Origin of the sequence: Promicromonospora sp. NPDC019610, assembly GCF_044389365.1 — a bacterium.
GTDB lineage: Bacteria > Actinomycetota > Actinomycetes > Actinomycetales > Cellulomonadaceae > Promicromonospora.
Genome location: NZ_JBIRXX010000004.1, coordinates 182771 through 205839 on the forward strand (window position 1 = coordinate 182771; position 23069 = coordinate 205839).

Below are 23069 nucleotides of genomic sequence, written 5' to 3' on the forward strand. Positions count from 1 at the left end.
TTGGCGGCCGTCGGCGGAGTGTCGGACGGCGGGGTCGGGCGCGGGGAGCCCCGCAGCGCGGCGCCGGGCGCGGGCTCGAGCAGGGCGGGCTCGAGCAGGGTGGGCTCGACCGGTGTGGGCGGGTTCCTCGCGGCGATCGCCGACGTCGGGCGGGCGCCGTCCGGCGGGTACGAGCGGTTCGCCTGGACCGTTCACGACCTCGCCCTGCGTGAGTGGTTCGCCGCCGAGGCCGCGGCGCGCGGCCTGGACGTGACCGTGGACCGGGCCGGGAACCAGTGGGCGTGGTGGGGCGACCCGGACGCCGACGGTCCCGGCGTCGTGACCGGCAGCCACCTCGACTCGGTGCCGGCCGGCGGCGCGTTCGACGGCCCGCTCGGTGTGGCGAGCGCGTTCGCGGCGCTCGACGCGCTGCGGGCTTCCGGTGTCACGCCGGTCCGGCCGCTGGGGATCGTGAACTTCTCCGACGAGGAGGGCGCCCGGTTCGGGCTCGCCTGCCTCGGCTCGCGGGCCGTGACCGGGACGGTACCGGCCGAACGGCTGCTCGCGCTGCGCGACCGGGCGGGGGACAGCCTCGCGGACGTGCTCGGGCGGGTCTCGCCCAGCGGCGTCGGCGTCGGTGTCGGCGGTGGTGAGACCTGGCGCAGTGGCGGCGTGCGGCTCGACCACTACGGCCGCGATCCCGAGGCCCTCGCGCGCATCGGCGTCTTCGTCGAGCTGCACGTGGAGCAGGGCCGGTACCTCGCCGACCTGCCCGTGGACGAGGCCGCGCCCGTCGCTGTCGGCGCCGCGATCTGGCCGCACGGCCGGTGGCGCGTCGACCTCGCCGGCGAGGCCAACCACGCCGGCACCACACCGCTGGCGCACCGGCACGACCCGATGCTCGACCTCGCGCGGCTCATCACCGACGTCCGCGCCGCCGCCGAGCACACCGGCGCCCTCGCGACGCTGGCCAAGGTCGAGGTCGAGCCGAACGGCGTCAACGCGATCCCGTCCCGCGTGCGTGCCTGGATCGACGCCCGCGCCGAAACGGAACAGGCCGTCCGTTCGGTGATCGGCGCGCCGTCGAGCAGCGAGCCGGCGAACGTAGGAGTAGTCGCCGCATCAGGGCTCACAGAGCGACCAACCCTACGTTCGGCGGCCGACGGCGGGGTCGGCAGCTACGCGGCCGACAGTCGGGCCGGTAGCCACGCGGCCGACGGCGGGGCCGGCACCCACACCGCCGACGGGCGGGCCGGGGACAGCGCGGGGGACCCGGACCGCAGCGGCCGGGGTGTCGCGGGCGGCACGGGGCTGGGCGCGTGGCGGCCCGTCGAGGAGTCCTGGACGCCGGCCACGGTGTTCGACCCGGCGCTCGCCGCGCGGCTCGCCGACGTCGTCGGGCGGCCGGGCTCCGCCCTCCCCGCGCCGGTGATCGGGACGGGCGCCGGGCACGACGCCGGCATCCTCGCCGCCGCCGGTGTGCCCAGCGCGATGCTGTTCGTGCGCAACCCGACCGGCGTCTCCCACTCACCGGCCGAGCACGCCGAGCAGGCGGACTGCGACGCCGGGGTCCGTGCCCTGACGGCCGTCCTCGCGGACCTCCTGACGGCCCCGGCGAGGCTGCCGTCCGGACCGAACGGGTCTGCCCGGCAGGCCGGGCGCGCGCCGTCGGTTCCGGCGGACCCGCGGTGATCCCCTTCGAGGCCCGGGTTTCTCCGCTGTGGAGCACGTCAAAGCGGAGAAACCCGGGCCTCAAAGGGGATCGTCGAGCAGAGAGAGCGTGGCACGTGGAAGGAGAGTCGTGACGAGCTTCTGGTGCGAACGGGCCTGGCTGCCGGCGCCGGACGAGGCGCCTGACGCGGCCCCCGGCCACGTCGCCGAGTCCGTCCGGGTCGAGACCGACGGCGGGCGGATCGTGCGCGTCGCGCCCGGCACCCCACCGTCGGACGGCGACGTGCGGCTCCGGGGCATCGTGCTCCCTGGCCTCGCGGACACCCACTCGCACGCGTTCCACCGCGCGCTGCGCGGGCGCACCCACGCCGACGGCGGGTCGTTCTGGACGTGGCGCCAGGGCATGTACGCCCTGGCCGCAGCGCTGACACCCGACCGGTACGAACGCCTGGCCCGCGCCGTGCTCGCGGAGCTCGCGCTCGGCGGGACCACCGCTGTCGGCGAGTTCCACTACGTGCACCACCGCGCCGACGGGACGCCGTACCCGGCCGCCGACGGCGGCCCGAACGCCATGGCCGAGGCCCTGCGGTCCGCCGCGCGCGACGCCGGCGTGCACCTCACGCTGCTCGACACCTGCTACCTGCACGGCGGCCTCGGCCCCCAGGGTCACGAGCCCCTCGCACCGGAGCAGGCCCGGTTCGGCGACGGCTCGGTCGAACGGTGGGCGCGGCGCGTCGACGCGCTGCGCGCCGCCTGGGCCGACGACGACCGCGTGCTGGTCGGCGCCGCAGCCCACTCGGTGCGCGCCGTCGCGCCGGACGAGCTCGCCGCGGTCGCGCGCTGGGCGCGGGACGCCGGCGCGCCGCTGCACGTCCACCTGTCCGAGCAGCCGGGGGAGAACGAGGCGGCGCTCGCCGCCTTCGGCGTCACGCCGACGCGGCTGCTGCACGATGCCGGGGCGCTCGGACCCGGCACCACGGCGGTGCACGCGGTGCACCTGTCCGACGACGACGTCGCGCTGCTGGGCGGCTCGGGCACGGGCGTCTGCCTCTGCCCGACGACGGAGCGCGACCTCGCCGACGGCATCGCCCCCGGGCTCCGGCTGCTGCTCGCGGGCAGCCCGCTCAGCGTCGGTACGGACCAGCACGTCGGCGCCGACGTGCTGGCGGAGGCACGCGGCGTCGAGGAGCACGAGCGCCTCGCGGGCGGCCGGCGCGGTGCGTTCGCCGCCGCGACCCTGATCGACCTGGCGACGTCGGCGGGACACGCCGCGCTCGGCCGGCCCGACGCCGGCCGCATCGCCGTGGGCGCGCCCGCCGACCTCGTCGCGGTACGCCTCGACACGCCTCGCACGGCCGGGGCAGACCCCGCACAGATCGCCCTGGTCGCGGGTGCGACCGACGTGTCCGACGTCGTGGCGGGCGGCGAGCTCGTGGTGCGCGACGGCGTGCACCGGGCGGGCGACGTGGCCGGGATGCTCGCCGACGCGATCGACGAGATCTGGGCCGCGACCGAGCGCGACGTCGCGCGGGACCTCACCTACGACCTCGCGCACGACCTCACCAGGGGGAGCGACACATGAGCGTGCTGCTGACGAACATCGGCGAGCTGGTCACCAACGACCCGGCGCACGGCGGGTCGGGGCCGGCCGGGGGCGGGACCATGCCGGGCGGCCGGGAAACCGTCGCCGACGGGATCGGCCTCGTGCCCGACGCCGCCGTGGTCGTCGAGGACGGCCGCATCGCCTGGACGGGGCCGGCGGCGTCGGCCCCGGCGGCGGACGACGTCGTCGACCTCGAAGGACGTTGCGTGCTCCCGGGGTTCGTGGACTCGCACTCGCACACCGTGTTCGCGGGCGATCGCGCCGCCGAGTTCGCCGCGCGCATGACCGGCGAGCCCTACACCGGCGGTGGCATCGCGACGACGGTCGCCGCGACGCGCGCCGCGAGCGAGGACGAGCTGCGGGCACGTGGCCGGGCGCTGGTGCGCGAGATGCTCGCGCAGGGCACCACGACCGTCGAGATCAAGAGCGGCTACGGCCAGGACGTCGCCACCGAGGCCCGCACGCTGCGGATCGCCCGGGAGCTCACGCCCGAGACGACGTACCTGGGCGCCCACACCGTCCCCGCCGAGTACGCCGCCGACCGCGCCGGCTACGTCGACCTCGTCACCGGCCCGATGCTCGCCGCCTGCGCCCCGCACGCCCGCTGGGTCGACGTGTTCTGCGAGCCCGCCGCGCCCACGGCGTTCGACGAGGACGAGGCGCGCGCCGTCCTGCGCGCCGGGCTGCGTGCCGGCCTGGGCGCCCGGGTGCACGGCAACCAGCTCTCGGCCGGCCCGGGGGTACAGCTCGCGGTCGAGGTCGGGGCGGCGAGCGTGGACCACTGCACCTACCTGACCGACGCCGACGTCGCCGCGCTGGCGGACTCGTGGAGCCCGGCCCGCCCGCTGGGCAGCGCCCCGGGAGCCAGCGCCCCGGGCGCCGGGTACGGCACCGTCGCGACCCTGCTCCCCGCCGTCGAGTTCTCGACGCGGTCGTCGTACCCCGACGCGCGCCGGCTGCTGGCCGCCGGCGTGCCGGTCGCGCTCGCGACGGACTGCAACCCCGGCTCGGGCTACTCGTCGTCCATGCCGTTCGTGGTCGCGCTCGCGCTGCGCGAGATGCGCATGAGCCCCGCAGAGGCGGTGTGGTCGGCGACGGCGGGCGGTGCCCTCGCGCTCCGCCGGGACGACGTCGGACACCTGGGGGTCGGCGCGCGGGCCGACCTGACCGTGCTCGACGCCCCGAGCCACACCTACCTCGCGTACCGCCCGGGCGTCCCGCTGGTCCACCAGGTCTGGAAGGACGGCGCGCGGCCCTGACCGGGTCCGTGCCCGCGGAGGCGCTGGTCAGGGCAGCGTCGAGCCCCGCACCACGAGGCTGACGGGGACCACGACGCGCTCGGGCGGGTCGTCGCTGCCCGCCATCCGGCGGTCGAGCAGGCGGACCGTGCTGCGCGCGACCTCGTCGTGGTTGGGGTCGATCGTGGTGAGCGCGGGGGAGAAGTACCGCCCGGCGTCCAGGTTGTCGAAACCTACGACCTGGACGTCGTGCGGGACGGCGATCCCACGGTCGGCCAGCGCCGCCAGCGCCCCGATCGCCGCGGTGTCGGTCACCGCGAAGATGCCGTCGACGCGCAGACCCGCGTCCAGGAGGTCGCCGACCACCCCGTGCGACTCACGTGCCGAGTACGCCGCCAGCGGGACGACGAGCGCGCGGTCGGCGGGTACGCCCGCGTCCCGGTGCGCCCTCTCCCACCCGGCCCGCCGCAACGACGCCATGCCGGAGGCCTCGTCCAGGGTGCCGCCGAGCACGAGAACCCTGCGGGCGCCCCGGGCGAGCAGGTGCGCGGTGGCGAGCCGCGCCCCCTCCTCGTTGGCGAGCTGGACGTGATCGAACCGCGAGGGAACCTCCCGCTCACCGAGGAGGACGATCGGCGCCGTGGTCCGGACCTTCTCCAGGCGCTCGCGGTCCAGGCCGACGACCGAGAGGACCACGCCGTCGTAGATCTGCAGACGGGCGACGCCCAACGACTCGATCTCGCTCTGGGGCCGCGCACCGGTGCGCTCGAGCACGAGGTGGCGACCGCCCTGCTCCACCAAGGGCGCGATCCGGTCGGCGACCTCGCTGTAGTAGTCGTGAAAGCTCGGCACGATCAGGGCGACGGTGTCCGTGCGGCCCGACCGCAGGTGTCGAGCGGTGAGGTTGATCTCGTACCCGAGCCTGTCGACCGCGGCCAGGACCCGGTCCCGCGTGGGCGCGATCACCCGGCGGTGACCGGTGAGCACGTTCGACACGGTCATCATCGAGACGCCGGCCTCCCGGGCGACGTCGCTCATCGTGACCATCTGCCACCTCCCAGAGGAATCCTGCCGGCCACCCGGACTGCACCACGGACCGGACGGTCGAGGGGTTGACGGGTGCCGGACACTGCCCTATTTTAACGCTAAAACGGCACGAAAAGGTTTTCGGTCGGTGTGCGACTCGGTGAGTCGCCGAACGCCGTCGGCCAGGCACGACAGTCGTAGGTAGGTCCTGAGCAACGACGCGCGGGACCGGTTCTCAATGAGGAGAGACATGACTCGTGACGTGATATCCCGGCGAGGACGGCGCGCGGGCCGGCGCCTGACGGCCGCCGTCGGAGCGACCGTCCTGGTCGCCCTGGCGGCATGCACCACGGACGGCGGCGGGGGCGACGAGGTCGACGGCCTCGAGCAGACCGCGGGCTCCATGGCGACCTTCGCGGCGGACGAGCAGTTCAAGGCCACCGAGCCGATGAGCTTCTCGATGCTCTGGACGGACTGGCCCGAGTCCCCGGTCAAGGACTCCTGGCAGGTCTTCGACGAGATCGAGGAGCGGACGAACGTCTCCCTCGACCTGACCAACATCCCGTTCAGCGACGCGACGGAGAAGCGCAGCCTCCTGCTCAGCGCCGGTGACGCCCCCTACATCATCCCGCTCGTCTACACGGGCGAGGAGAAGAGCTTTGCGGCGTCGGGCGCCGTGCTGCCGCTCAGCGACTACGAGGAGTACATGCCCAACTTCCAGAAGTACGTGGAGGAGTGGGACCTGCGCCCGATGATCGACAACCTGCGCCAGGCCGACGGCAAGTACTACATGATGCCCGGCCTGCAGGAGGTCTCGGTCCCGGTCTTCACACTCCTGGTGCGCAAGGACGTGTTCGACGAGGTCGGCGCGCCCATCCCGGAGACCTGGGACGAGCTGCGCACCGCACTCGAGAAGATCAAGGCCGCCTACCCCGACAGCTATCCGCTGGCCGACGGGTTCGAGGGCGCGTCGATGCTCAACTACGCGTCGCACGCCTTCGGGACCAGGGCCGGCTGGGGCTTCGGCGACGGCACGTTCTTCGACGAGGAGTCCGGCGAGTTCGTCTATGCAGGCACGTCGGACGGCTACCGGGACATGGTCGAGTACTTCCGCGGCCTGGTGGACGACGGGCTGCTGGACCCCGAGTCGTTCACCGCCACCAACGACGGCGCCGGGACCGTCACCGAGAAGTTCGCCGCAGGCAAGGTGTTCGCCGCCTCCGGTGCGAACGGCACGGTGCAGGAGTTCTCGACGGCGCTCGACGAGACCGTGGGCAAGGGCAACCACGAGGTCGTCCAGATCGCGCCGCCGGGCGGACCGGCCGGCCAGGTCGTCGAGCCGCGCAACTTCTGGAACGGCTTCATGGTCAACGCCGAGGCCAAGGACGACCCGCACTTCATCGCCATGCTGCAGTTCCTGGACTGGCTGTACTACAACCCCGACGCCCGCGAGATGCTGCGCTGGGGTGTCGAGGGCGAGACCTACACCAGGTCCGACGACGGGAAGTTCACGCTCGAGCCCGGCTACTCGCTCGACTCGTTCAACATCAACTTCGAAGCGGGTACGGACATCGCGAAGGACCTGGGCTTCTCCAACGAGGTTCTCTCGGGTTCCACCGAGTCCAGGGCTCTGAAGGAGTCGTACAACTCGCCGCAGTTCGTCGAGTACATCGACTCGGTGCTCTCGACGAGGACGCCGCGCGAGCCGTTCCCGCCCGCGCCGCTGAACGAGGCGGAGCTCGAGCAGGCCTCGCTCCTGACCACGACGCTCACGGACACCGTCAACACGAACACGCTGAAGTTCATCCTCGGCGAGCGCGACCTCAGCGAGTGGGACGCGTACGTCGCCGAGCTCGAGGGCCAGAACCTTCAGGGGTACCTGGACCTCGTCAACGGTGCCCACGAGCGTTTCGCCGAGAGCAACGGATAGTGGTCGCCGAACCGATGGTCGACCGTCGGCCCGCGGTCGGCCGACCGCGGACCGACGGTCGGCAGGGCCGCCACGGGTCCAAGGTTCCGTGGCGCGTCGTCTGGCGGCGCGACGGCGTTCTCTATCTGATGGCCGTGCTGCCGATCGTGTTCCTCCTGATCTTCCGGTACGGCCCGATGCTGGGGAACGTCATCGCGTTCCGCCGGTTCCGGCCGGGCGGCAGCATCTTCGGCGAGGAATGGGTAGGGCTGCTCTACGTCGACATGTTCATCAACGACCCGACGTTCTGGCAGGTGTTCGGCAACACGTTCGCCATCGGGGCGCTCACGCTGGTCGTCGGCTTCCCGCTGCCCATCGTCCTGGCCCTCCTGCTCAACGAGGTGCGCAAGAAGGCGTTCAAGCGGGCGGTCCAGTCGATCTCCTACCTGCCGCACTTTCTCTCCGTCGTGATCGTCGCCGGCATGGTCATGCAGCTCCTGTCGCTGCAGGGCACCGTCAACCAGATCACCGAGGCCCTGGGCGGGGAAGCCGTCCCGTTCCTGCAGCGGCCGGAGTGGTTCCGCACGATCTACGTCGGGTCCGAGGTGTGGCAGACCCTCGGGTGGGGGACGATCCTCTACCTCGCCGCGCTGACGACGGTCGACGCCTCGCTCTACGAGGCCGCGCGGATCGACGGCGCCAACCGGTGGCGGCAGACGTGGCACGTCACCATCCCGGGGATCCGGCCCACCATGATCACGCTGCTGATCCTCAACATCGGGACCTTCCTCAACGTCGGGTTCGAGAAGGTCCTTCTCCTGTACAGCCCGCTGACCTACTCCACGGGTGACGTCATCTCGACGTACCTGTACCGCGTCGGCCTGGTGTCCAACAACCTCAGCTATGCGGCGGCGATCGGGCTGTTCCAGGCCTGCATCGGGCTCGTCATGGTGCTGTCGGCGAACCTCATCTCGCGGCGAGTGACGGGAGCAAGCCTGTGGTGACCCAGAACGCCATGACGACGCCGTCCGTCCGAGCGGGCGCGGGCACACCGGTCGGCCCGCGCGACACCAGGGGCTACCGGGCCTTCACGGCGGTGAACACGGTGGTGCTCCTGCTGGTGTGCGCGGTGATGCTCTACCCGTTCGTGACCGTGCTCGCCCAGTCCTTCTCCAGCCCTGGCGCGATCAAGGCGGGCCTGGTCAGCGTGTGGCCCGTCGGGTTCAACCTCGACACCTACCGGGCCGTGGCACAGAACGGAACGTTCTGGAACGCGTACGGCAACACCGTCCTGTACACCGTCCTCGGCACCACCATCGCGATGGTCCTCACGACGACCTTCGCGTACGCGATCTCCAAGCCGCACCTGCGGGGCCGGAGCGTGCTCATCGGGATCGCCGTCTTCACGATGTTCTTCAACGGGGGCATCGTCCCGAACTACGTGCTGATCTCGGCCCTCGGCATGAAGAACACCATGTGGGCGGTGATCCTGCCGGGTGCGATCTCGGTGTTCAACCTCCTGGTGATGAAGGCCTTCTTCGAGAGCCTGCCCCGGGAGCTCGAGGAGGCCGCGCAGATCGACGGGCTGGGCTGGTTCGGCATCTTCCGCAGGATCGTCCTGCCGCTGTCGAAGCCCGTGATCGCCACGATGATCCTGTTCTACTCGGTCGCGTACTGGAACGACTGGTTCGCGGCGTTCCTCTACCTCGACAAGCAGGACCTCTTTCCCGTCACGCTCTTCCTGCGCAACCTCATCGCGGGCGCGTCGACCACGGCGTCCGAGGGAGCGGCGGTCGCCGGGACGACGACAGCTGCCATCAACGCGAACATCCAGTCCGTGACGATGATCCTGACGATCATCCCGATCCTGTGCGTCTACCCGTTCGTCCAGCGCTACTTCGTCTCGGGCGTCATGCTCGGCTCGGTCAAGGGCTGAGCGGGTCCGACGGGCTCGGCCACCGCCGCCGGTGGTCGAGCCCGTCGCGTCTCAGGCCTCGCCCTACTGCTCGGTGATGCCCAGGTCCGGCCCCCCGACGAACGACGCCCGCGCCCCGGCCGCGCCGTGGAGCTCCAGCAGGACCAGCTCGTTGTCGGTGTCGCGCACCAGCGGGCCCGGCACGTACAGCGTGTGCGTGGGGCCGAGGCTCCAGTACCGGCCCAGCAGCTCGCCGTTGACCCAGGCCAGGCCCTTGGACCAGCCGTCGAGCCGCAGGAAGTGGTCGGCGCCGCCCGCCGAGTCGAACGCCGCCCGGTACAGCCCGGCCCCGACCGGACGCGGCTCGCCGCCGTCGCCCACGACCGGCATCGCCCGGCCCGGCGCGTCGAGGGCCGCGCGCAGCAGCTCCGGCGCGTCCTCGACGCGCAGCGCGCCGGCCTCCCACTCGTCCAGCGTGCGGGTCGCCGTGCGCACCGGCCCGATCAGGCCCTTGGGCTCGCCGATCCGGGGCCCGTAGTTGACCCTGCCCTGGTCCTCAACCAGCAGCGTGAGGTCGCCCGCGCGGGCGGGCAGCGCGACGGCGAAGGTGTGCGACGCGCGGTCGAGCACGCCCACCTGCTCGTCGTCCACCAGCACGACGGCGCGGTCGCGCACCTCGGCGACGGTCAGCACGAGGTCGTCGGGCGCGATCCGCGTGCGGTAGACGGCGAAGCCCGACCACAGCCGCAGGTCGTCGGTGGTAGGCGTCGAGCCGAACGCGCGCAGGTCCTCGCGCAGGAGGCTCGGCAGCGCGTGGGCCAGCGGCACGTGGGTGGTCAGGTCGACGTCCAGCACCGGCGCCGGGGCGGGCGCGCCGGCGTCCGTCGCCCCGACCTGCGGCACCGCCAGGTGCTTGGCGATCACCTCGCGCATCGCGTGGTACTTGGCCGTAGGCGTGCCGTCCTCGGCGAGCGGCGCGTCGTAGTCGTACGACGTCGTGATGGGCCGGTAGATGCCCTTGTCGTTCGCGCCGTTGGTCAGCCCGAAGTTGGTGCCGCCGTGGAACATGTACAGGTTCACGGAGCCGCCCGCCGCGAGCAGGTCGTCCAGGTCGGCCGCGTTCGCCTCGGCGGGAGCGACGTGGTGCTCCAGGCCCCACGAGTCGAACCAGCCGTTCCAGAACTCCATGCACATCAGCGGGCCCGTGGGCTGGTGCCGTCGCAGGATCTCCAGCCGCTCCGTGCTGCGCGAGCCGAACGTCGCGGTCTTGTGCAGCTCCGGCAGGCCGCCGCGGGCGAGCATCTCGTCGTCCGCCTGGTCGCAGGTGAACAGCGGCACGTCGATGCCCTGCTCGCGCGTGAGGTCCACGAGGGCGCGCAGGTACTTCTGCCGCTCCGGCAGGGGGTCGTTCCCGTAGGCCCCGTACTCGTTCTCCACCTGCACCATGAGCACCGGCCCGCCGCGCGTCACCTGACGCTCGGCTACCAGCGGCAGCAGGTTCGCGAAGTACGTGCCGATCGCCGCGAGGAACCGCGGCTCGTGCCGCCGCACGCCCACGGCGCGGCGCTGCCCTGAACCTGTCGAAGGGTCGGCGAACAGCCAGCCGGGCAGCCCGCCGCCGTCCCACTCCGCGCAGATGTAGGGCCCCGGCCGCACGATGGCGTACAGGCCCTCGGCGGCCACCAGGTCGAGGAACCGGCCGAGGTCGCGCCGCCCGGTCAGGTCGAACGACTCCGGGTCGGGCGCGTGGAAGTTCCACGGCACGTACGTCTCGATGGTGTTCAGGCCCATGAGCCGGGCCTTGCGGATCCGGTCGGCCCACTGGTCGGGGTGCACGCGGAAGTAGTGCAGCGCACCGCTGACGACCTGCATCCGCTCGCCGTCGAGCAGAAAGTCCTCGGGTCCGATCTCGAACGTGGCCATGTGTGGTTCCTCAGGGGGGTGCGGTCGTGCGGCGGAGGCACGAGGCGTGGGGGGTAGGTGGGGACACGGGACGACGGCGGGGGAAGCCCCCGCCGTCGTCCCGGTCAGCTCAGCCGCGACTCACTCGGAGACGGTGAAGCCCTGTTCGTTGCCGTACTTGACGATCGACTCCTGCCAGGCGGCCAGGCCGTCCGACAGCGGGGTCGAGCCCGTGTACGCCTGGCCCACGGTGTCGGGGAAGATGCTGTTGGCGTAGACCTGGTACGGCAGGTACTGCCAGCCCGGGACGACGCCGGTGGCCGACGCCGAGAGCACCTCGTTGATCTTCTGCCCGCCGAAGTACTCGGACTCCTCGGCGAGGAACTTCTCGTCGGTGAGGTCGGCGAGCGTCGCCGGGAAGTTGCCGCCCTCCAGGCGGGTGGCCACGCCGTCGCCGGCGTTCGCGTACTGCAGGAACCCGTAGGCCAGCGCCTTCTTCTCGCTCGCCTGGGTGATCGACAGCGCGGAGCCGCCGTTCTCGGCGGTCTCGGTGGCGCCCGCCGTCCACTGCGGCATGGGCGCGACGCGCCAGTCGCCGGACGCCGGGGCGGCGCCGGACTCCAGGTTCGCGGGCATCCACGCGCCCGTCACCAGGGCGGCGATCTCACCGCTGCCCAGGCCCTGGAACCACTCGTCGGACCAGGCCGGCACGTCGGCGACGAGGTCGTCGTCGAGCAGCTGCTGCCACATCTCGGCGAACTTCGTCGAGCCCTCGTCGCCGAGGTCCACGGTCACGTCGGTGCCGTCCACCGCGAACGGGTGGCCGCCGGCCTGCCAGATCATCGACGTCGCGAAACCGGCGTCGCCGTTGTCCGCGGTGATGTACGTGTTCGGGTCCGACTCGTGGATCTTCTTCGCGGCGTCGACGAACTCGTCCCAGGTGGCCGGCACCTCGACGCCCGCCTCCTCGAAGGTCTTCGCGTTGTAGAACAGCGCCATGGGGCCGGAGTCCATCGGGAGGCCGTACACGGCGTCACCGCTGGTCACGGCGCCCCACGGGCCGGGGGAGTAGGTGTCGTCGAGGTCGCTCGCGCCGTACGGCGCGAGGTCGGCCAGCGACTCGCCGATGGAGAACTGCGGCAGGGCGTAGTACTCCATCTGCGCGACGTCGGGCACACCCGAGCCGGCGCTGATCGCGTTCTGCAGGGCCACGTAGTGGTCGTTGCCGGTGCCGACGTTCGCCAGCTCGACGTTCACGTTCGGGTACTCGGCCTCGAAGTCCTTGACGACCTGGTCCAGCGTGGGCTCCCAGGCCCAGACCAGCAGGTCGCCGCCCTCCTCGAGGGCCGCGGAGACGTCCTCGGGGGAGACGGTCTCCGCGGCGTCGCCGCCGTCGGACCCCGAACCGCACGCGGTCAGGGTGAGCGCCAGGGCGCTCGCCGCGGCGAGCACGCCCAGCGCGCGGTGGTGGCGGATGGTCATGGTGGTTCCTCTCACTTCATCGTCAAGCGGATCGGTCTCTGGTGGAGCGGGTGCGTGCTACTCCTTGACGCTGCCGGCGGCGAGACCCGACTGCCAGTAGCGCTGGAGGAGCAGGAAGGCCGCGATGAGCGGCAGGATGGTCAGGAGCGAGCCGGCGATGACGAGGTTGAAGATCGCCTCGCCGCCCGCCGTCGTCGCCTGCGCGTTCCACGCGTTCAGGCCCAGCGTCAGCGGGTACCAGTCCGGGTCGCGCAGCATGGTCAGCGGCAGGAAGTAGTTGTTCCACGTCGCCACCACGGTGAACAGCAGCACCGTGACGATGCCGGGCGCCATCATCGGCAGGCACACCTGGAAGAAGGTGCGCGCCTCGCTGGCGCCGTCGATCCGGGCGGCCTCCATGATCTCGTCGGGCACGGCGTCGGCCGCGAAGGTCCACATGAGGTAGAGCCCGAACGGCGAGATGAGCGACGGGATGATCACGGACCAGGGCGTGTTGGTCAGGCCGAGGTTGGCGAACATCAGGAACGTGGGCACCGCCAGGGCGGTGCCGGGCACCGCCACGGCACCGATGACGACGGCGAACACGGCGCGCTTGCCGGGGAAGTCGAACTTGGCGAGGCCGTAGCCGCCGAGCAGGGCGAGCAGCGTGGCGCCGCCAGCGCCGGCCACCACGTAGAGCAGCGTGTTGAGGAACCAGCGCCCGAAGACGCCGCCGTCGTAGGTCAGGACGCCGGTGATGTTGTCCCACAGGGCGAAGTCGCCGCTGAACCACAGGCCGAACGAGCTGAACAGGTCGGGCTGCGTCTTGGTCGCGTTGATCAGCAGCCACACGAGCGGGATCAGCGCGTACAGGCCGATCAGCGCGGTCAGCACCGTCAGCAGGATGCTGCGCGTGGGCCGGGCGTGCGAGGTGCGGCGGTTGGAGCGCAGGCGCGGAGGGGACTTGCGGGGGCGCACGGTGGGCGCGGACAGCAGGACGTTCGTCATGGCTCAGGCCTCCTTGCGCATGCCGCGCAGCTGCACCACGTAGGCCACGAGCATCGTGAGCACGCCCATGATGATCGCCACCGTGGCCGAGTAGTTGTACTGCTGGCCGGAGAAGGACAGCGAGTAGGCGTACAGGTTCGGGGTGTAGTGCGTCGAGATGTAGTTGGGCGACAGCGGCTGCAGGATGCTCGGCTCGTTGAAGAGCTGGAACGAGCCGATGATCGAGAAGATCGTCGCGACCACGAGGGCGCCCCGGATCGCGGGCAGCTTGATCGCCGAGATCACGCGCCACGGGCCGGCGCCGTCGATCTCCGCGGCCTCGTACAGCGAGGCGGGGACCACGCGCAGGGCCGAGTAGAAGATCAGCATGTTGTAGCCGACGAACTCCCAGGTCACGATGTTGCCGATCGCGGGGAGCACCAGCGCGGAGGCCAGCGGATCGGGGATGCTCGTGCCGAACAGGTCGTTGATGTTGCCGACCAGGCCGAACCGCTCGCCGTACATGAAGCCCCACATCAGGGCGGCGACGACGCCGGGCACCGCGTACGGCAGGAAGATCGTCAGGCGGAAGAAGTCACGCCCGTACAGGCGGCCGCTGTCGATCGCGAGGGCGACCAGCAGCGAGATGCCGAGCATCACCGGCACCTGGACCAGCAGGAACAGCGTGACGCGGCCCGCGCCGTCCCAGAACTGGGGGTCGCTGAGCACCCGGGCGTAGTTGTCGAATCCTACGAACGACGTGCCGCCCACGAGCTGCGTCTGGAACAGGCTCAGCCAGAGCGAGTAGACGATCGGCGCGAGGAAGACCAGGGCGAACACGGCCATGAAGGGTCCGACGAACCCCCATCCGGTCCAGCGGGAGCGGCGTCGTGTCCGCCCCAGGGTCTTGGGCACGGCCGGCGGCGATGCGAGCGTGGTCAAGGGAAGTCGCTCCTTCACGAGTGGGGTCAGCATGTCGTCGTGTTGACGTAAACATGGTGACGCGGACTAGGGTGCTCGTGAGTTACCGGAGGTGTCAAGCGCACACCGGTGCGAGGCACATCACGAGGAGGTGGATGCCGTGGAGGGCAGAGGTCCGTCCCTGGGCGATGTCGCGGCGCTGGCGGGAGTGTCGACCCAGACCGTGTCCCGGGTGTCGATGGGGCTCGACAACGTGCGTCCCGCGACGCGCGACAAGGTGCTCGCGGCGATGGCGCAGCTCGGCTACGCCCCGAACACCGCGGCCCGGGCGCTGCGGTACGGGAGCTTCCGGACCATCGGCATGATCGCGCACGGGCTCGCCCGGACCGGCGAGTCGCGCACCATCGAGGCGGTGGTCGAGGCGGCGCGCAGGGAGGGCTACACGGTCACGCTGATCGACGTCGAGAACCCGTCGTCCGACGTGGTCTCCGCCGCGGCGACCCGGCTCTCCCACCAGGCGATCGACGGGCTGGTGATCATCCGGGCCGAGACCGTCACGCCCGACCGGCTCGCGCTGCCGTCCCGGCTGCCCGTGGTCGTGTCGGACTCGCGGTTCGTGGGCCACCACCCTGCCGTCGGCGCGGACCAGGTGGACGGCGCCCGGCAGGCCACCGCGCACCTCCTGGACCTGGGGCACCGCACGGTGCACCACGTGCGCGGGCCGGCCGGGTCCGCGCCCGCGCAGCTCCGCGAGGAGTCCTGGCGCGCCACGCTCGTCGCGGCCGGGCGCCCCGTCCCCGAGGTGGTCCCGGGAGACTGGACGGCGGGTTCGGGGTACGACGCCGGACGGCGCCTCGCCGCGGACCCCGAGGTCACCGCGGTGTTCTGCGCCAACGACGAGATGGCCGCCGGCGTGCTCCGGGCGCTGCACGAGGCGGGCCGCACGGTGCCGGGCGACGTGTCCGTGGTGGGGTTCGACGGCATCCTGCTGGCCGAGTACCTCTGGCCGCCGCTGACGACGGTGGTGCAGGACTTCGGCGAGATCGGCCGGCGCCTGGTGGCCCGACTGCTGCGCGAGGTCCGGGCCGGTGCGGGCGGCGACGCCGCCGCTGAGGTGGCCGGCGGTGTCGACGGGGACGACGAGGGCGGTGACGAGGCCGCCGACCTGCACGAGGTGGTCCCGGTGGAGCTCAAGGTCCGCGAGAGCACGGCGCCGCCGCGCGGCTGAGCCGGGCCGGCGGGTGAACGTGGGGGTGACGCTGGGCACGTCCGTCGTCGTCCGGGGCGCCGCGCGACGGGCGGTCACGGCGGGCCCGGCGCGCCGGCGTCGTCGGGCCGTATGCGCCTGGCCTGGGACGCTGTCCCAGGCGGACGGTATACGGTCACCCCTGGGTCGGGGTGACCGTGCCGGGATCGTTACCCGGAGCCCTCGCCGGACACGTCTCCGGCACCGAACATTCACCCCGAAACCCGTAGGATCGGCTCGATGGCGCAATCAGACGGCAGGGGTGTTACCCGAGTGGAGTCACAAACGACAGGGGCTCTGCTCGACCCGTCGACCCGTCCGACCTGGCGCAGCTCCGTCGTCGCCGCCGTCCTCGCCGCGCTGGTCTTCGGCCTCTGCATCTGGCAGGTCGTCGTCCGCGGGCCGTTCATCGCCTGGGACTGGCAGTTCCACTACTACGTGGACTCCCACCACCCCGTGGGCTGGGAGAAGATGTTCCTCGACATCGTCGCGAGCATCACGGGCGAGCGCATGTTCACCATCCCCATGGTGGGCGGCACCGCGCTGTACGTGGCCCGCAAGCAGGGCGGCCCGGGCTCGCTCTGGGAGATCTGCACGCGTCGCCCGGTGCTCGCCGTGCTGGCGGGCCTCGCGACCATCGCCCTGATCGGCTACGGCACCAAGTTCGGCCTGGGCCGCACCGGGCCGCACCACAACATGGACGTGCTGCACGCCGGCGGCCAGGCGTTCCCGTCGGGACACGCAGCCAACACGTTCTTCACCGGCTTCTTCATCCTGTGCCTGCTGTTCACCCAGCACGGCCTGCACCCGAGCGTGTCCCGGCTGCGCAAGCTGATCCCCGTCGTCGCCGTGATCGTGATGATCGCGGGTGCCCTCATGTCCTGGCTGGACTACCACTGGCTGAGCGACATCCCGGGCGGCTGGCTGCTCGGGTTCATCGCCTGCATGGTGGCGCTCTCCGTGCTGCGCGCCCCGCGCCGCGAACGAGAACCCGCGCCGCCGGCTGCGCCGCCGGCCTAGAGCCGCTGCGGCGGCGCGACCGCGCGCCTCAGAGCCGCCCCAGGGCGTCCGCCACGAGCTCCCCGACGACGTCGCGCACCGCCGCGCGGTCCGCCGGCACCAGCCCGATCCGGGTCCGGCGGTCCAGCACGTCGTCGGCGTCGAGCGCGCCCTCGTGGGTGACCGCCCACTCGATCTCGGCGCGCGTGACGTCCAGGTGCCCGGTGCCCGCACTGTCCTGTCCGACGGCGTCCGTCGCCCCCGGCAGCGCGGCGGCGGCCAGCACGTCGGCGGCCTCGGCGCCGTACCGGGCGACGAGGGCGGGGGCGAGGGGCGGTTCGCCCGCCCGTGCCGCCGTACGCACGTCGACCGGCGGCTGCGCCCGCGGCAGCGCCCGCTCCGGTGCCCCGACCAGCGGCAGGTCCGCCGTCCAGCACGGGCCCGCGGTGAGCCCGGCATGCTGGACGGCCAGGTCGACGGCGTCCTCGGCCATGGTCCGGTAGGTCGTCAGCTTGCCGCCGAGCACGTTCACCGCGCCCGTCGCGGCCGAGACGGCCACGAGGTGCCGGCGGGAGACGTCGGACGAGCCCAGCCCCGCGCCGTCGCCCGGCCCGGCGGAGTCCACCAGGGGCCGCAGCCCCGCGTAGGCGCCCACGACGTCGTCGGGCAGCAGGGGCCGGTCCAGCACCCGGGAGACCGTGGCCAGCAGGAAGTCGATCTCCGCCCGGGTGGGCTCGGGGACGTCGGGGACGGGGCCGGGCGCCTCCTCGTCGGTGATGCCGATGATCACGCGTCCGAGCTGGGCCGGCAGCGCGAACACGAACCGGGAGGTGGACCCGGGCACCGGCACCATGAGCGCGCCCGCGGGGTGGCCCAGTCGCGCGGCGGGCACCACGACGTGCGTGCCGCGGCTCGGGCGCAGGCGCACCGAGGGGTCCACGGTCCCGGCCCAGACTCCCGTCGCGTTCACGACGACGCGGGCGTACGCCCGCAGCCCGGAGCCCGTCAGCGTGTCCGTCAGCGTCGCGCCGTCCGCGTGCAGCTCCGTGGCCCGGACGCGGGTGAGGATCTTGGCACCGCGCCCCGCGGCGGTGCGGGCCAGGGCGACGACGAGCCGCGCGTCGTCGACGAGCTGGCCGTCGTGCGCCACCCACGCCCCGCGCAGGTGCTCGCGGGCGACCGCCGGCACGAGCCGGGCGGCCTCGCCCGGCCGGGCCAGGTGCGGCGCGGGCAGCACGACGGACGACGTCCCGGCGTCGCGCCGCAGCAGGTCGCCGAGCCCGAACCCGATGCCCGCCGTGATGCCCTGCCGCGGCCCCACGCCCTGGGTGAGCGGCAGCACCTGCGGCAGCGCCCGGACCAGGTGCGGCGCGGTGCGCGTCATCAGCACGTGTCGCTCGCGCGCGCTCTCGCGGGCCACGCCGACGTCGCCCGTGGCCAGGTACCGCAGGCCGCCGTGCGCCAGCTTGGAGCTCCACCGGGACGTGCCCCACGCCAGATCGTGCGCCTCGACGAGGGCGACGGACAGGCCGCGCGCCGCGGCATCCAGCGCCACGCCGGCGCCGGTCACGCCGCCGCCGACCACGAGCAGGTCCACCGGCTCGGCGGCGAGCTCGTCGAGCTCGCGCTCGCGGCGCCGGGCGGTGAGGGCGGTGCGCTGCATCGGTCTGCTCCGGGGTCGTGTTCGAGGTCGGGTTCGCGGCGGGTTCGGGTTCGGGTCGGGTTCGGGGTGGCGGACGCCGGTGCACGTGTCGAGGTCAGGGGCGGAGGTACCCGTCCAGGGAGCGCGCGAGCTCGGCCCGCAGGGCGGCGTCGTCGATCACGGTGGTGACGGTCCGGTGCGAGAGCACCGCCGACTGGGAGATGAGCAGCACCATGACCGCCATGTCCGGGGCGGACCCCGCCCGCACCGTGCCGCCCTGCTGGGCCGCGGCGACCGCGGCGGCGAGCCACTCGAGGATCACGCGCTGCGACCGGCCGATCCGCTCGAAGGCGTACCGCGTGAAGACCTCGGGCTCCTCGGTCAGGAGGTGCCCGTACACCGGGTCTGCCCGCAGCAGCTCGCCGAACCGCACCACCTTGTCGACGATCGTCGCGCGGTCGGCGGCCCGCGGGCCCACCGCGGTGATCACGAGCTGGGCGCGGTGCGCGAGCAGGGCGCGCAGCACGTCGTCGGCGGACTCCCAGCGGCGGTAGACCGTGGGTCGCGAGACGCCGGCCGCGCGGGCGAGCTCCGTGACGGACAGGCCGCGGGTGCCGCGCGTGGCGACCAGCCCCGCGGCAGCCTCCAGCAGGCGCGCCTCGGTGCGGTCGGGGGCGACGTCGGGACCGGGCTCGCCGGATCTGGGGTCGTCGGTTCCGGAGTCGCCGGATCCGGGGTCGCCGAAGGCGTCCGGTGCCGGCGAGATCCCCTCCAGGGGTGCATTACGAATTGTCATCTTGTGTAACACTGTAACGCGGCGCCGGTCGGTAGCCAAGGACCGGCCGCCGCCGACCACGACCCGGCCGGCGACACGACCGGCCGTCGACACGACCCGGAGGACGCGTGAGCACACAGCCCGACGACGAGCGCATCGACATGCGGTGGGACGGCTGGGGCGACCCGGCCCGCGCGCACGGACTCCCGGGCGGCGTGAAGCTCCTGCTCACGGCCGTGCTCGGCCGCACGCCCGCGCCGCCGCCCGGCCCCGACCTCGCCGACGTCGCGATCAGCACCCCGCCCCTGCCCGCCGACGACGTCGCGGCGCTCGCGGCCGCCGTCGGCGCCGAGCACGTGGACACCGGCCACGACGTGCGGCTGCTGCACGCCGGCGGCAAGTCCACGCCGGACCTGCTGCGCCGCCGGCTCGCGGAGCAGGCGGCGCCGGGCGCCGTCGTGCGCCCGGGCTCGGAGGACCACGTCGCCGCGGTGCTGGCCGTCGCGGTCGAGCGTGGCCTCGCGATCGTGCCCTTCGGCGGGGGCACCGCCGTGACCGGAGGCCTCGCGCCGGACGCCGGGCCGCACCGGGGCGTGGTCAGCCTCGACCTGCGCCGGCTGACCGGGCTCGTCGCCCTGGACGACGTCTCCCACGAGGCGACCTTCCACGCGGGGACGACGGCGCCCGCCGCCGAGGCCGCGCTGGCCGGGCGGGGCTTCGAGCTGGGGCACTTCCCGCAGAGCTTCGAGTTCGCGACCCTGGGCGGGTTCGCCGCCATGCGGTCCTCCGGCCAGAACTCCGCCGGGTACGGGCGGTTCGACGCCATGGTGACCGGCCTGCGGGTGGTCACGCCCACGGGCACGCTCGACCTGGGCCGGGCGCCCGGCTCGGCGGCCGGGCCCGACCTGGTCCGCTGGTTCCTGGGCTCGGAGGGCAGGTTCGGCGTGATCACGCAGGTGCGCCTGCGCGTGCACCCCACGCCCGAGACGCGGCTGTTCGACGCCTGGACCTTCCGCGACTTCGCCGCGGGCGCCGACGGCCTGCGCCGCGTGGCGCAGCTCGGCACCGGCCCCACGGTGCTCCGGCTGTCCGACGAGGAGGAGACGGCCGTGTCCCTGGCCCAGGTCGGCAACATCGGCAAGGCGCTGACGCGGGGCTGCTCCGCCGTCGTCCTGCACGAGGGGCCCGCGGACCTGGCCGCCGCACGCCGGGAGGCGACCACACGTGTGCTGCGCGCTGCGGGCGGGCGGCCCGCCGCCGAGAAGCTGGCCGCGTCCTGGGACCACGGCCGGTTCAGGGCGCCGTACCTGCGCGACGCGCTGCTCGCCGCCGGCGTCTTCTGCGAGACGCTGGAGACCGCCACCACCTGGTCGAACCTGGCCGCGCTCAAGGCGGCCGTCACCGCCGCCCTGGCCGAGGGGTTCGACCGGGAGCACGCGAAGCACCGCATCCTGTGCCACATCTCGCACGTCTACCCGACAGGCGCCTCGCTGTACTTCACGGTGATCGCGGGGCTCGGCGTCGAGCCGCTGGAGCCGTGGGACCGGGTCAAGTCCGGCGTGAACGACGCGATCATGGCCGCGGGCGGCACCATCAGCCACCACCACGGCGTCGGCACCGATCACGCGCCCTGGCTGGAGCAGGAGATCGGCGCCACGGGCCTGCGTCTGCTCCGGGCGGTGCGGGCCGAGCTGGACCCGTCCGGGATCATGAACCCGGGCGCCCTGCTGGGATGACACCTCGGGTAGGTTGCGGCCATGACTGAGCAGGTCGGGCACATCGCGGTGCTCGTCAACCCCGCCTCGGGGCACGGCGTCGGGGCGGACAGCGGGCAGGTCGCCGTCGAGCGCCTGCGGGCCCGGGGCGCGCGCGTCACGGTCTACCAGGGCGCGGACGAGGGCGAGACCGTCGCGCTCGGGCGGCAGGCCGTCGACACGCGGCCCGACGTCGTCGTGGTGGTCGGCGGCGACGGCACCGTCTCGTCGGTGCTGGGGCCCGTGCTGGCCGCGGGCGTCCCGCTGGCCGTGATCCCCGGCGGCACCGGCAACGACCTCGCGCGCGAGCACGGCATCCCGCTGGACGACGCCGCGGCTGCCGCCGACCTCGTGCTCGACGGCGCGCGCCGCCAGGTCGACACGGGCACCGTCACGGCCGCCGACGGCACCGTGCGGCACTTCGTCACCGTGCTGTGCGCGGGCCTCGACTCGCGCACCAACGAGCGCACCAACCGCATGACGTGGCCGCGCGGGCCGGCGCGGTACCTGGCCGCCGTCTACCTCGAGTGGCTCCGGCTGCGCCGGTTCGCCTACCGGCTGGAGCTGGCGGGGGAGGCCGGGGCTGGTGCGGGAGGGCCTGGTGCAGCGGGGCCTGGTGCAGCAGGGCCTGGCGGGGCGGGGCCCGGCGGGGCACCGGCGTCGGGCCTACGCGTGCTGGAGCAGGACGGGTACATGCTCGCGATCGGCCTGACCAGGACCTACGGCGGCGGCGTGCCGATCTGCCCCGGCGCGGACCCGGCCGACGGCCTGCTCGACCTCACGCTGGTCCAGGCGATGGGCCGGTTCCGGCTGCTCGCGTTCGACGCGCTCATCAAGGCCGGCACGCACGTCGAGCGACCGGAGGTCACGACGCTGCGGGCGTCCGTCGTCCGCCTGACGGCCCCGGCCGGCCTGGTCACGTACGCGGACGGCGAGCCGATGGGACCGGTCCCGGTGACGATCGAGGCCCACCGCCGGTCCCTGACCCTCTGTGTCCCGTCCTGACGCCCAGGGGCTGCTGCCCTCATCCCCTTTGAGGCCCGGCTTTCTTCGCTCTGAGCCGGCCCAGAGCGAAGAAAGCCGGGCCTCAAAGAGGATGTCGGATGGCGGAGGGTGTCGGACGGCGGGGGTGTCGGACGGCGGAGGGTGTCGGACGGCGGGGATGCCGGACGGCGGGTCAGGCTCCCGCGAGGTCCCCTGCCACCAGGCTCAGCTCGCGGCGGGCGTGCGGCGGCACGACCTCGCCCGGGATGCTCAGCCCGACGGCCCACGACGTGTCGTCACCCACGCGGCGGGGGACGAGGTGCGCGGCGCAGGCGATGTCGTTGCGGAACTCCCCGTGCTCCTCGACGACGGCGTCGGGGCGCAGGCGGGCGAGCTGGGCGTCGAGCGACGTCATGTCGGCCGCGGTCCGGGGCGTGAACTTGCGCATCCCGGCGTCGACCACGAGCTCGTGACGCTCGCGGCGGGACATGCCCAGCAGCAGCGCCTTGCCGAGCGCGGTGGCGTGCGCCGAGACGTCGAGCCCGCGCTCCAGGTCCTCGATGTACGGGGAGCCGGGAGCCTCGGCGTAGTCGACCACGACCACCCGGCCCGCGCTGATGCGGCCCAGGTAGGCGCTGTAGCCGCTGCTCTGCGCGAGGTGGCGCAGCACCTCGCGCGTGTCGGGGCCGCGACCGAGCGAACCGAGCTGCTCGTAGAACCGGTGACTCACCTGCTCGCCGACGTCGTAGGTGCCGTCCTTGAGCCGGGTCACGTAGCCCTCGTAGGCCAGCGTGCGCACGAGGTGGTACGTGGTGGAGAGGTTGAGGCCGCTGCGGCGCGCGATCGCCTTGACGGGCAGGCCCGGGAACCGGGTGACGACCTCGAGGACGCGGAAGGCGCGGGCGACACTCTGCACGAGGTCGTCGGGGCGCTCCCGCTCGGAGTTGAGTGTCACGTGTCCCCCTTGCTCGTCGGAGTGGGCCGACAGTACCTGTAGTACCTCTGTGACGGTGCCTTTTCGAGAGTGCACTGTCGAGGGTGAACGTGGTCCGGCGGG

The 23069-nt window shown here is 73.1% G+C and carries 18 protein-coding genes; 10 read left to right on the forward strand and 8 right to left on the reverse strand.

All coding sequences use genetic code 11. The features are described from left to right. From ACH45N_RS25715 to ACH45N_RS25725, 3 genes are all read left to right on the forward strand, one after another. Entirely contained in the window at nt 1-1671 is a 1671-nt protein-coding gene (locus ACH45N_RS25715; RefSeq protein ID WP_397398804.1) for an allantoate amidohydrolase, read from the forward strand. Nucleotides 1672-1780: 109 nt separating this feature from the next. Beyond that, nucleotides 1781-3232 carry a formimidoylglutamate deiminase gene (locus tag ACH45N_RS25720; RefSeq protein ID WP_397398805.1) on the forward strand — a complete coding sequence of 484 codons (1452 nt, stop codon included), beginning with the start codon at nt 1781-1783 and terminating at the stop codon, nt 3230-3232. Beyond that, the gene (locus ACH45N_RS25725; RefSeq protein WP_397398806.1) at nt 3229-4512 is read left to right on the forward strand and encodes an amidohydrolase family protein; all 1284 of its coding nucleotides are present in this window, start codon (nt 3229-3231) and stop codon (nt 4510-4512) included. The genes ACH45N_RS25720 and ACH45N_RS25725 overlap by 4 nt, the downstream gene beginning before the upstream one ends. Before the next feature lie 27 nt (nt 4513-4539). Here the strand turns inward: ACH45N_RS25725 and ACH45N_RS25730 are convergent, their stop codons facing one another. Then, nucleotides 4540-5538, reverse strand: a complete 999-nt coding sequence (locus ACH45N_RS25730; protein WP_397398807.1) for a LacI family DNA-binding transcriptional regulator — start codon at nt 5536-5538, stop codon at nt 4540-4542. A 229-nt stretch (nt 5539-5767) separates the two neighbouring features. On the opposite strand from ACH45N_RS25730, the gene ACH45N_RS25735 reads away from it, so the two are divergent. The 3 genes from ACH45N_RS25735 to ACH45N_RS25745 are packed head-to-tail and all read left to right on the forward strand — an operon-like array spanning nt 5768 to nt 9362. Continuing rightward, on the forward strand, nt 5768-7447 hold the full coding sequence (locus ACH45N_RS25735) for an extracellular solute-binding protein (protein ID WP_397398808.1): 1680 nt from the start codon (nt 5768-5770) through the stop codon (nt 7445-7447). A gap of 14 nt (nt 7448-7461) precedes the next feature. After that, nucleotides 7462-8430, forward strand: coding sequence for an ABC transporter permease (locus ACH45N_RS25740; protein ID WP_397399501.1), 969 nt, complete (start codon nt 7462-7464; stop codon nt 8428-8430). A gap of 11 nt (nt 8431-8441) precedes the next feature. After that, nucleotides 8442-9362, forward strand: a complete 921-nt coding sequence (locus tag ACH45N_RS25745) for a carbohydrate ABC transporter permease (protein ID WP_397399503.1) — start codon at nt 8442-8444, stop codon at nt 9360-9362. Between the two features lie 63 nt (nt 9363-9425). Here ACH45N_RS25745 and ACH45N_RS25750 read toward each other — a convergent pair whose 3' ends face one another. From ACH45N_RS25750 to ACH45N_RS25765, 4 genes are all read right to left on the reverse strand, one after another. Continuing rightward, a complete protein-coding gene (locus tag ACH45N_RS25750) occupies nt 9426-11264 on the reverse strand; it encodes a beta-galactosidase family protein (RefSeq protein ID WP_397398809.1) in 1839 nt (612 codons plus the stop codon). A gap of 120 nt (nt 11265-11384) precedes the next feature. Continuing rightward, nucleotides 11385-12725 (reverse strand): ABC transporter substrate-binding protein, encoded by a 1341-nt coding sequence (locus ACH45N_RS25755; protein WP_397398810.1) that lies wholly within the window; start codon nt 12723-12725, stop codon nt 11385-11387. 57 nt (nt 12726-12782) lie between these two features. Next, nucleotides 12783-13712, reverse strand: a complete 930-nt coding sequence (locus ACH45N_RS25760; protein ID WP_397398811.1) for a carbohydrate ABC transporter permease — start codon at nt 13710-13712, stop codon at nt 12783-12785. A gap of 3 nt (nt 13713-13715) precedes the next feature. Next, nucleotides 13716-14666: a carbohydrate ABC transporter permease gene (locus ACH45N_RS25765; RefSeq protein ID WP_397398812.1), complete on the reverse strand. Its 951-nt coding sequence runs from the start codon at nt 14664-14666 to the stop codon at nt 13716-13718. Between the two features lie 97 nt (nt 14667-14763). On the opposite strand from ACH45N_RS25765, the gene ACH45N_RS25770 reads away from it, so the two are divergent. Both ACH45N_RS25770 and ACH45N_RS25775 read left to right on the forward strand, forming a co-directional pair. Continuing rightward, on the forward strand, nt 14764-15840 hold the full coding sequence (locus tag ACH45N_RS25770; RefSeq protein ID WP_397398813.1) for a LacI family DNA-binding transcriptional regulator: 1077 nt from the start codon (nt 14764-14766) through the stop codon (nt 15838-15840). A gap of 291 nt (nt 15841-16131) precedes the next feature. Continuing rightward, nucleotides 16132-16878: a phosphatase PAP2 family protein gene (locus ACH45N_RS25775; RefSeq protein WP_397398814.1), complete on the forward strand. Its 747-nt coding sequence runs from the start codon at nt 16132-16134 to the stop codon at nt 16876-16878. Between the two features lie 28 nt (nt 16879-16906). On the opposite strand, the gene ACH45N_RS25780 is transcribed toward ACH45N_RS25775, so the two are convergent. Both ACH45N_RS25780 and ACH45N_RS25785 read right to left on the reverse strand, forming a co-directional pair. After that, nucleotides 16907-18520 (reverse strand): glycerol-3-phosphate dehydrogenase/oxidase, encoded by a 1614-nt coding sequence (locus tag ACH45N_RS25780; protein WP_397398815.1) that lies wholly within the window; start codon nt 18518-18520, stop codon nt 16907-16909. Between the two features lie 94 nt (nt 18521-18614). Beyond that, complete coding sequence (locus ACH45N_RS25785; RefSeq protein ID WP_397398816.1) at nt 18615-19295, reverse strand: TetR/AcrR family transcriptional regulator; 681 nt, start codon at nt 19293-19295, stop codon at nt 18615-18617. A gap of 107 nt (nt 19296-19402) precedes the next feature. Here ACH45N_RS25785 and ACH45N_RS25790 point away from each other — a divergent pair, with 107 nt between their 5' ends. Together ACH45N_RS25790 and ACH45N_RS25795 are read left to right on the forward strand one after the other, a co-directional pair. Continuing rightward, the gene (locus ACH45N_RS25790) at nt 19403-21010 is read left to right on the forward strand and encodes an FAD-binding oxidoreductase (RefSeq protein WP_397398817.1); all 1608 of its coding nucleotides are present in this window, start codon (nt 19403-19405) and stop codon (nt 21008-21010) included. 21 nt (nt 21011-21031) lie between these two features. Next, entirely contained in the window at nt 21032-22033 is a 1002-nt protein-coding gene (locus ACH45N_RS25795; protein ID WP_397398818.1) for a diacylglycerol kinase family protein, read from the forward strand. A gap of 172 nt (nt 22034-22205) precedes the next feature. Here ACH45N_RS25795 and ACH45N_RS25800 read toward each other — a convergent pair whose 3' ends face one another. After that, nucleotides 22206-22967, reverse strand: a complete 762-nt coding sequence (locus ACH45N_RS25800) for an IclR family transcriptional regulator (RefSeq protein ID WP_397398819.1) — start codon at nt 22965-22967, stop codon at nt 22206-22208. Nucleotides 22968-23069: the final 102 nt, after the last annotated feature.

Excerpts from the sequence above, each read along its gene's own strand:
- ACH45N_RS25750 (WP_397398809.1), bottom strand. The coding sequence starts at position 11,264 with ATGGCCACGTTCGAGATCGGACCCGAGGACTTTCTGCTCGACGGCGAG.
- ACH45N_RS25765 (WP_397398812.1), bottom strand. The coding sequence starts at position 14,666 with ATGCTGACCCCACTCGTGAAGGAGCGACTTCCCTTGACCACGCTCGCA.
- ACH45N_RS25740 (WP_397399501.1), top strand. The coding sequence starts at position 7,462 with ATGGTCGACCGTCGGCCCGCGGTCGGCCGACCGCGGACCGACGGTCGG.
- ACH45N_RS25735 (WP_397398808.1), top strand. The coding sequence starts at position 5,768 with ATGACTCGTGACGTGATATCCCGGCGAGGACGGCGCGCGGGCCGGCGC.
- ACH45N_RS25745 (WP_397399503.1), top strand. The coding sequence starts at position 8,442 with ATGACGACGCCGTCCGTCCGAGCGGGCGCGGGCACACCGGTCGGCCCG.
- ACH45N_RS25730 (WP_397398807.1), bottom strand. The coding sequence starts at position 5,538 with ATGGTCACGATGAGCGACGTCGCCCGGGAGGCCGGCGTCTCGATGATG.
- ACH45N_RS25725 (WP_397398806.1), top strand. The coding sequence starts at position 3,229 with ATGAGCGTGCTGCTGACGAACATCGGCGAGCTGGTCACCAACGACCCG.
- ACH45N_RS25755 (WP_397398810.1), bottom strand. The coding sequence starts at position 12,725 with ATGACCATCCGCCACCACCGCGCGCTGGGCGTGCTCGCCGCGGCGAGC.
- ACH45N_RS25785 (WP_397398816.1), bottom strand. The coding sequence starts at position 19,295 with ATGACAATTCGTAATGCACCCCTGGAGGGGATCTCGCCGGCACCGGAC.
- ACH45N_RS25760 (WP_397398811.1), bottom strand. The coding sequence starts at position 13,712 with ATGACGAACGTCCTGCTGTCCGCGCCCACCGTGCGCCCCCGCAAGTCC.
- ACH45N_RS25780 (WP_397398815.1), bottom strand. The coding sequence starts at position 18,520 with ATGCAGCGCACCGCCCTCACCGCCCGGCGCCGCGAGCGCGAGCTCGAC.
- ACH45N_RS25795 (WP_397398818.1), top strand. The coding sequence starts at position 21,032 with ATGACTGAGCAGGTCGGGCACATCGCGGTGCTCGTCAACCCCGCCTCG.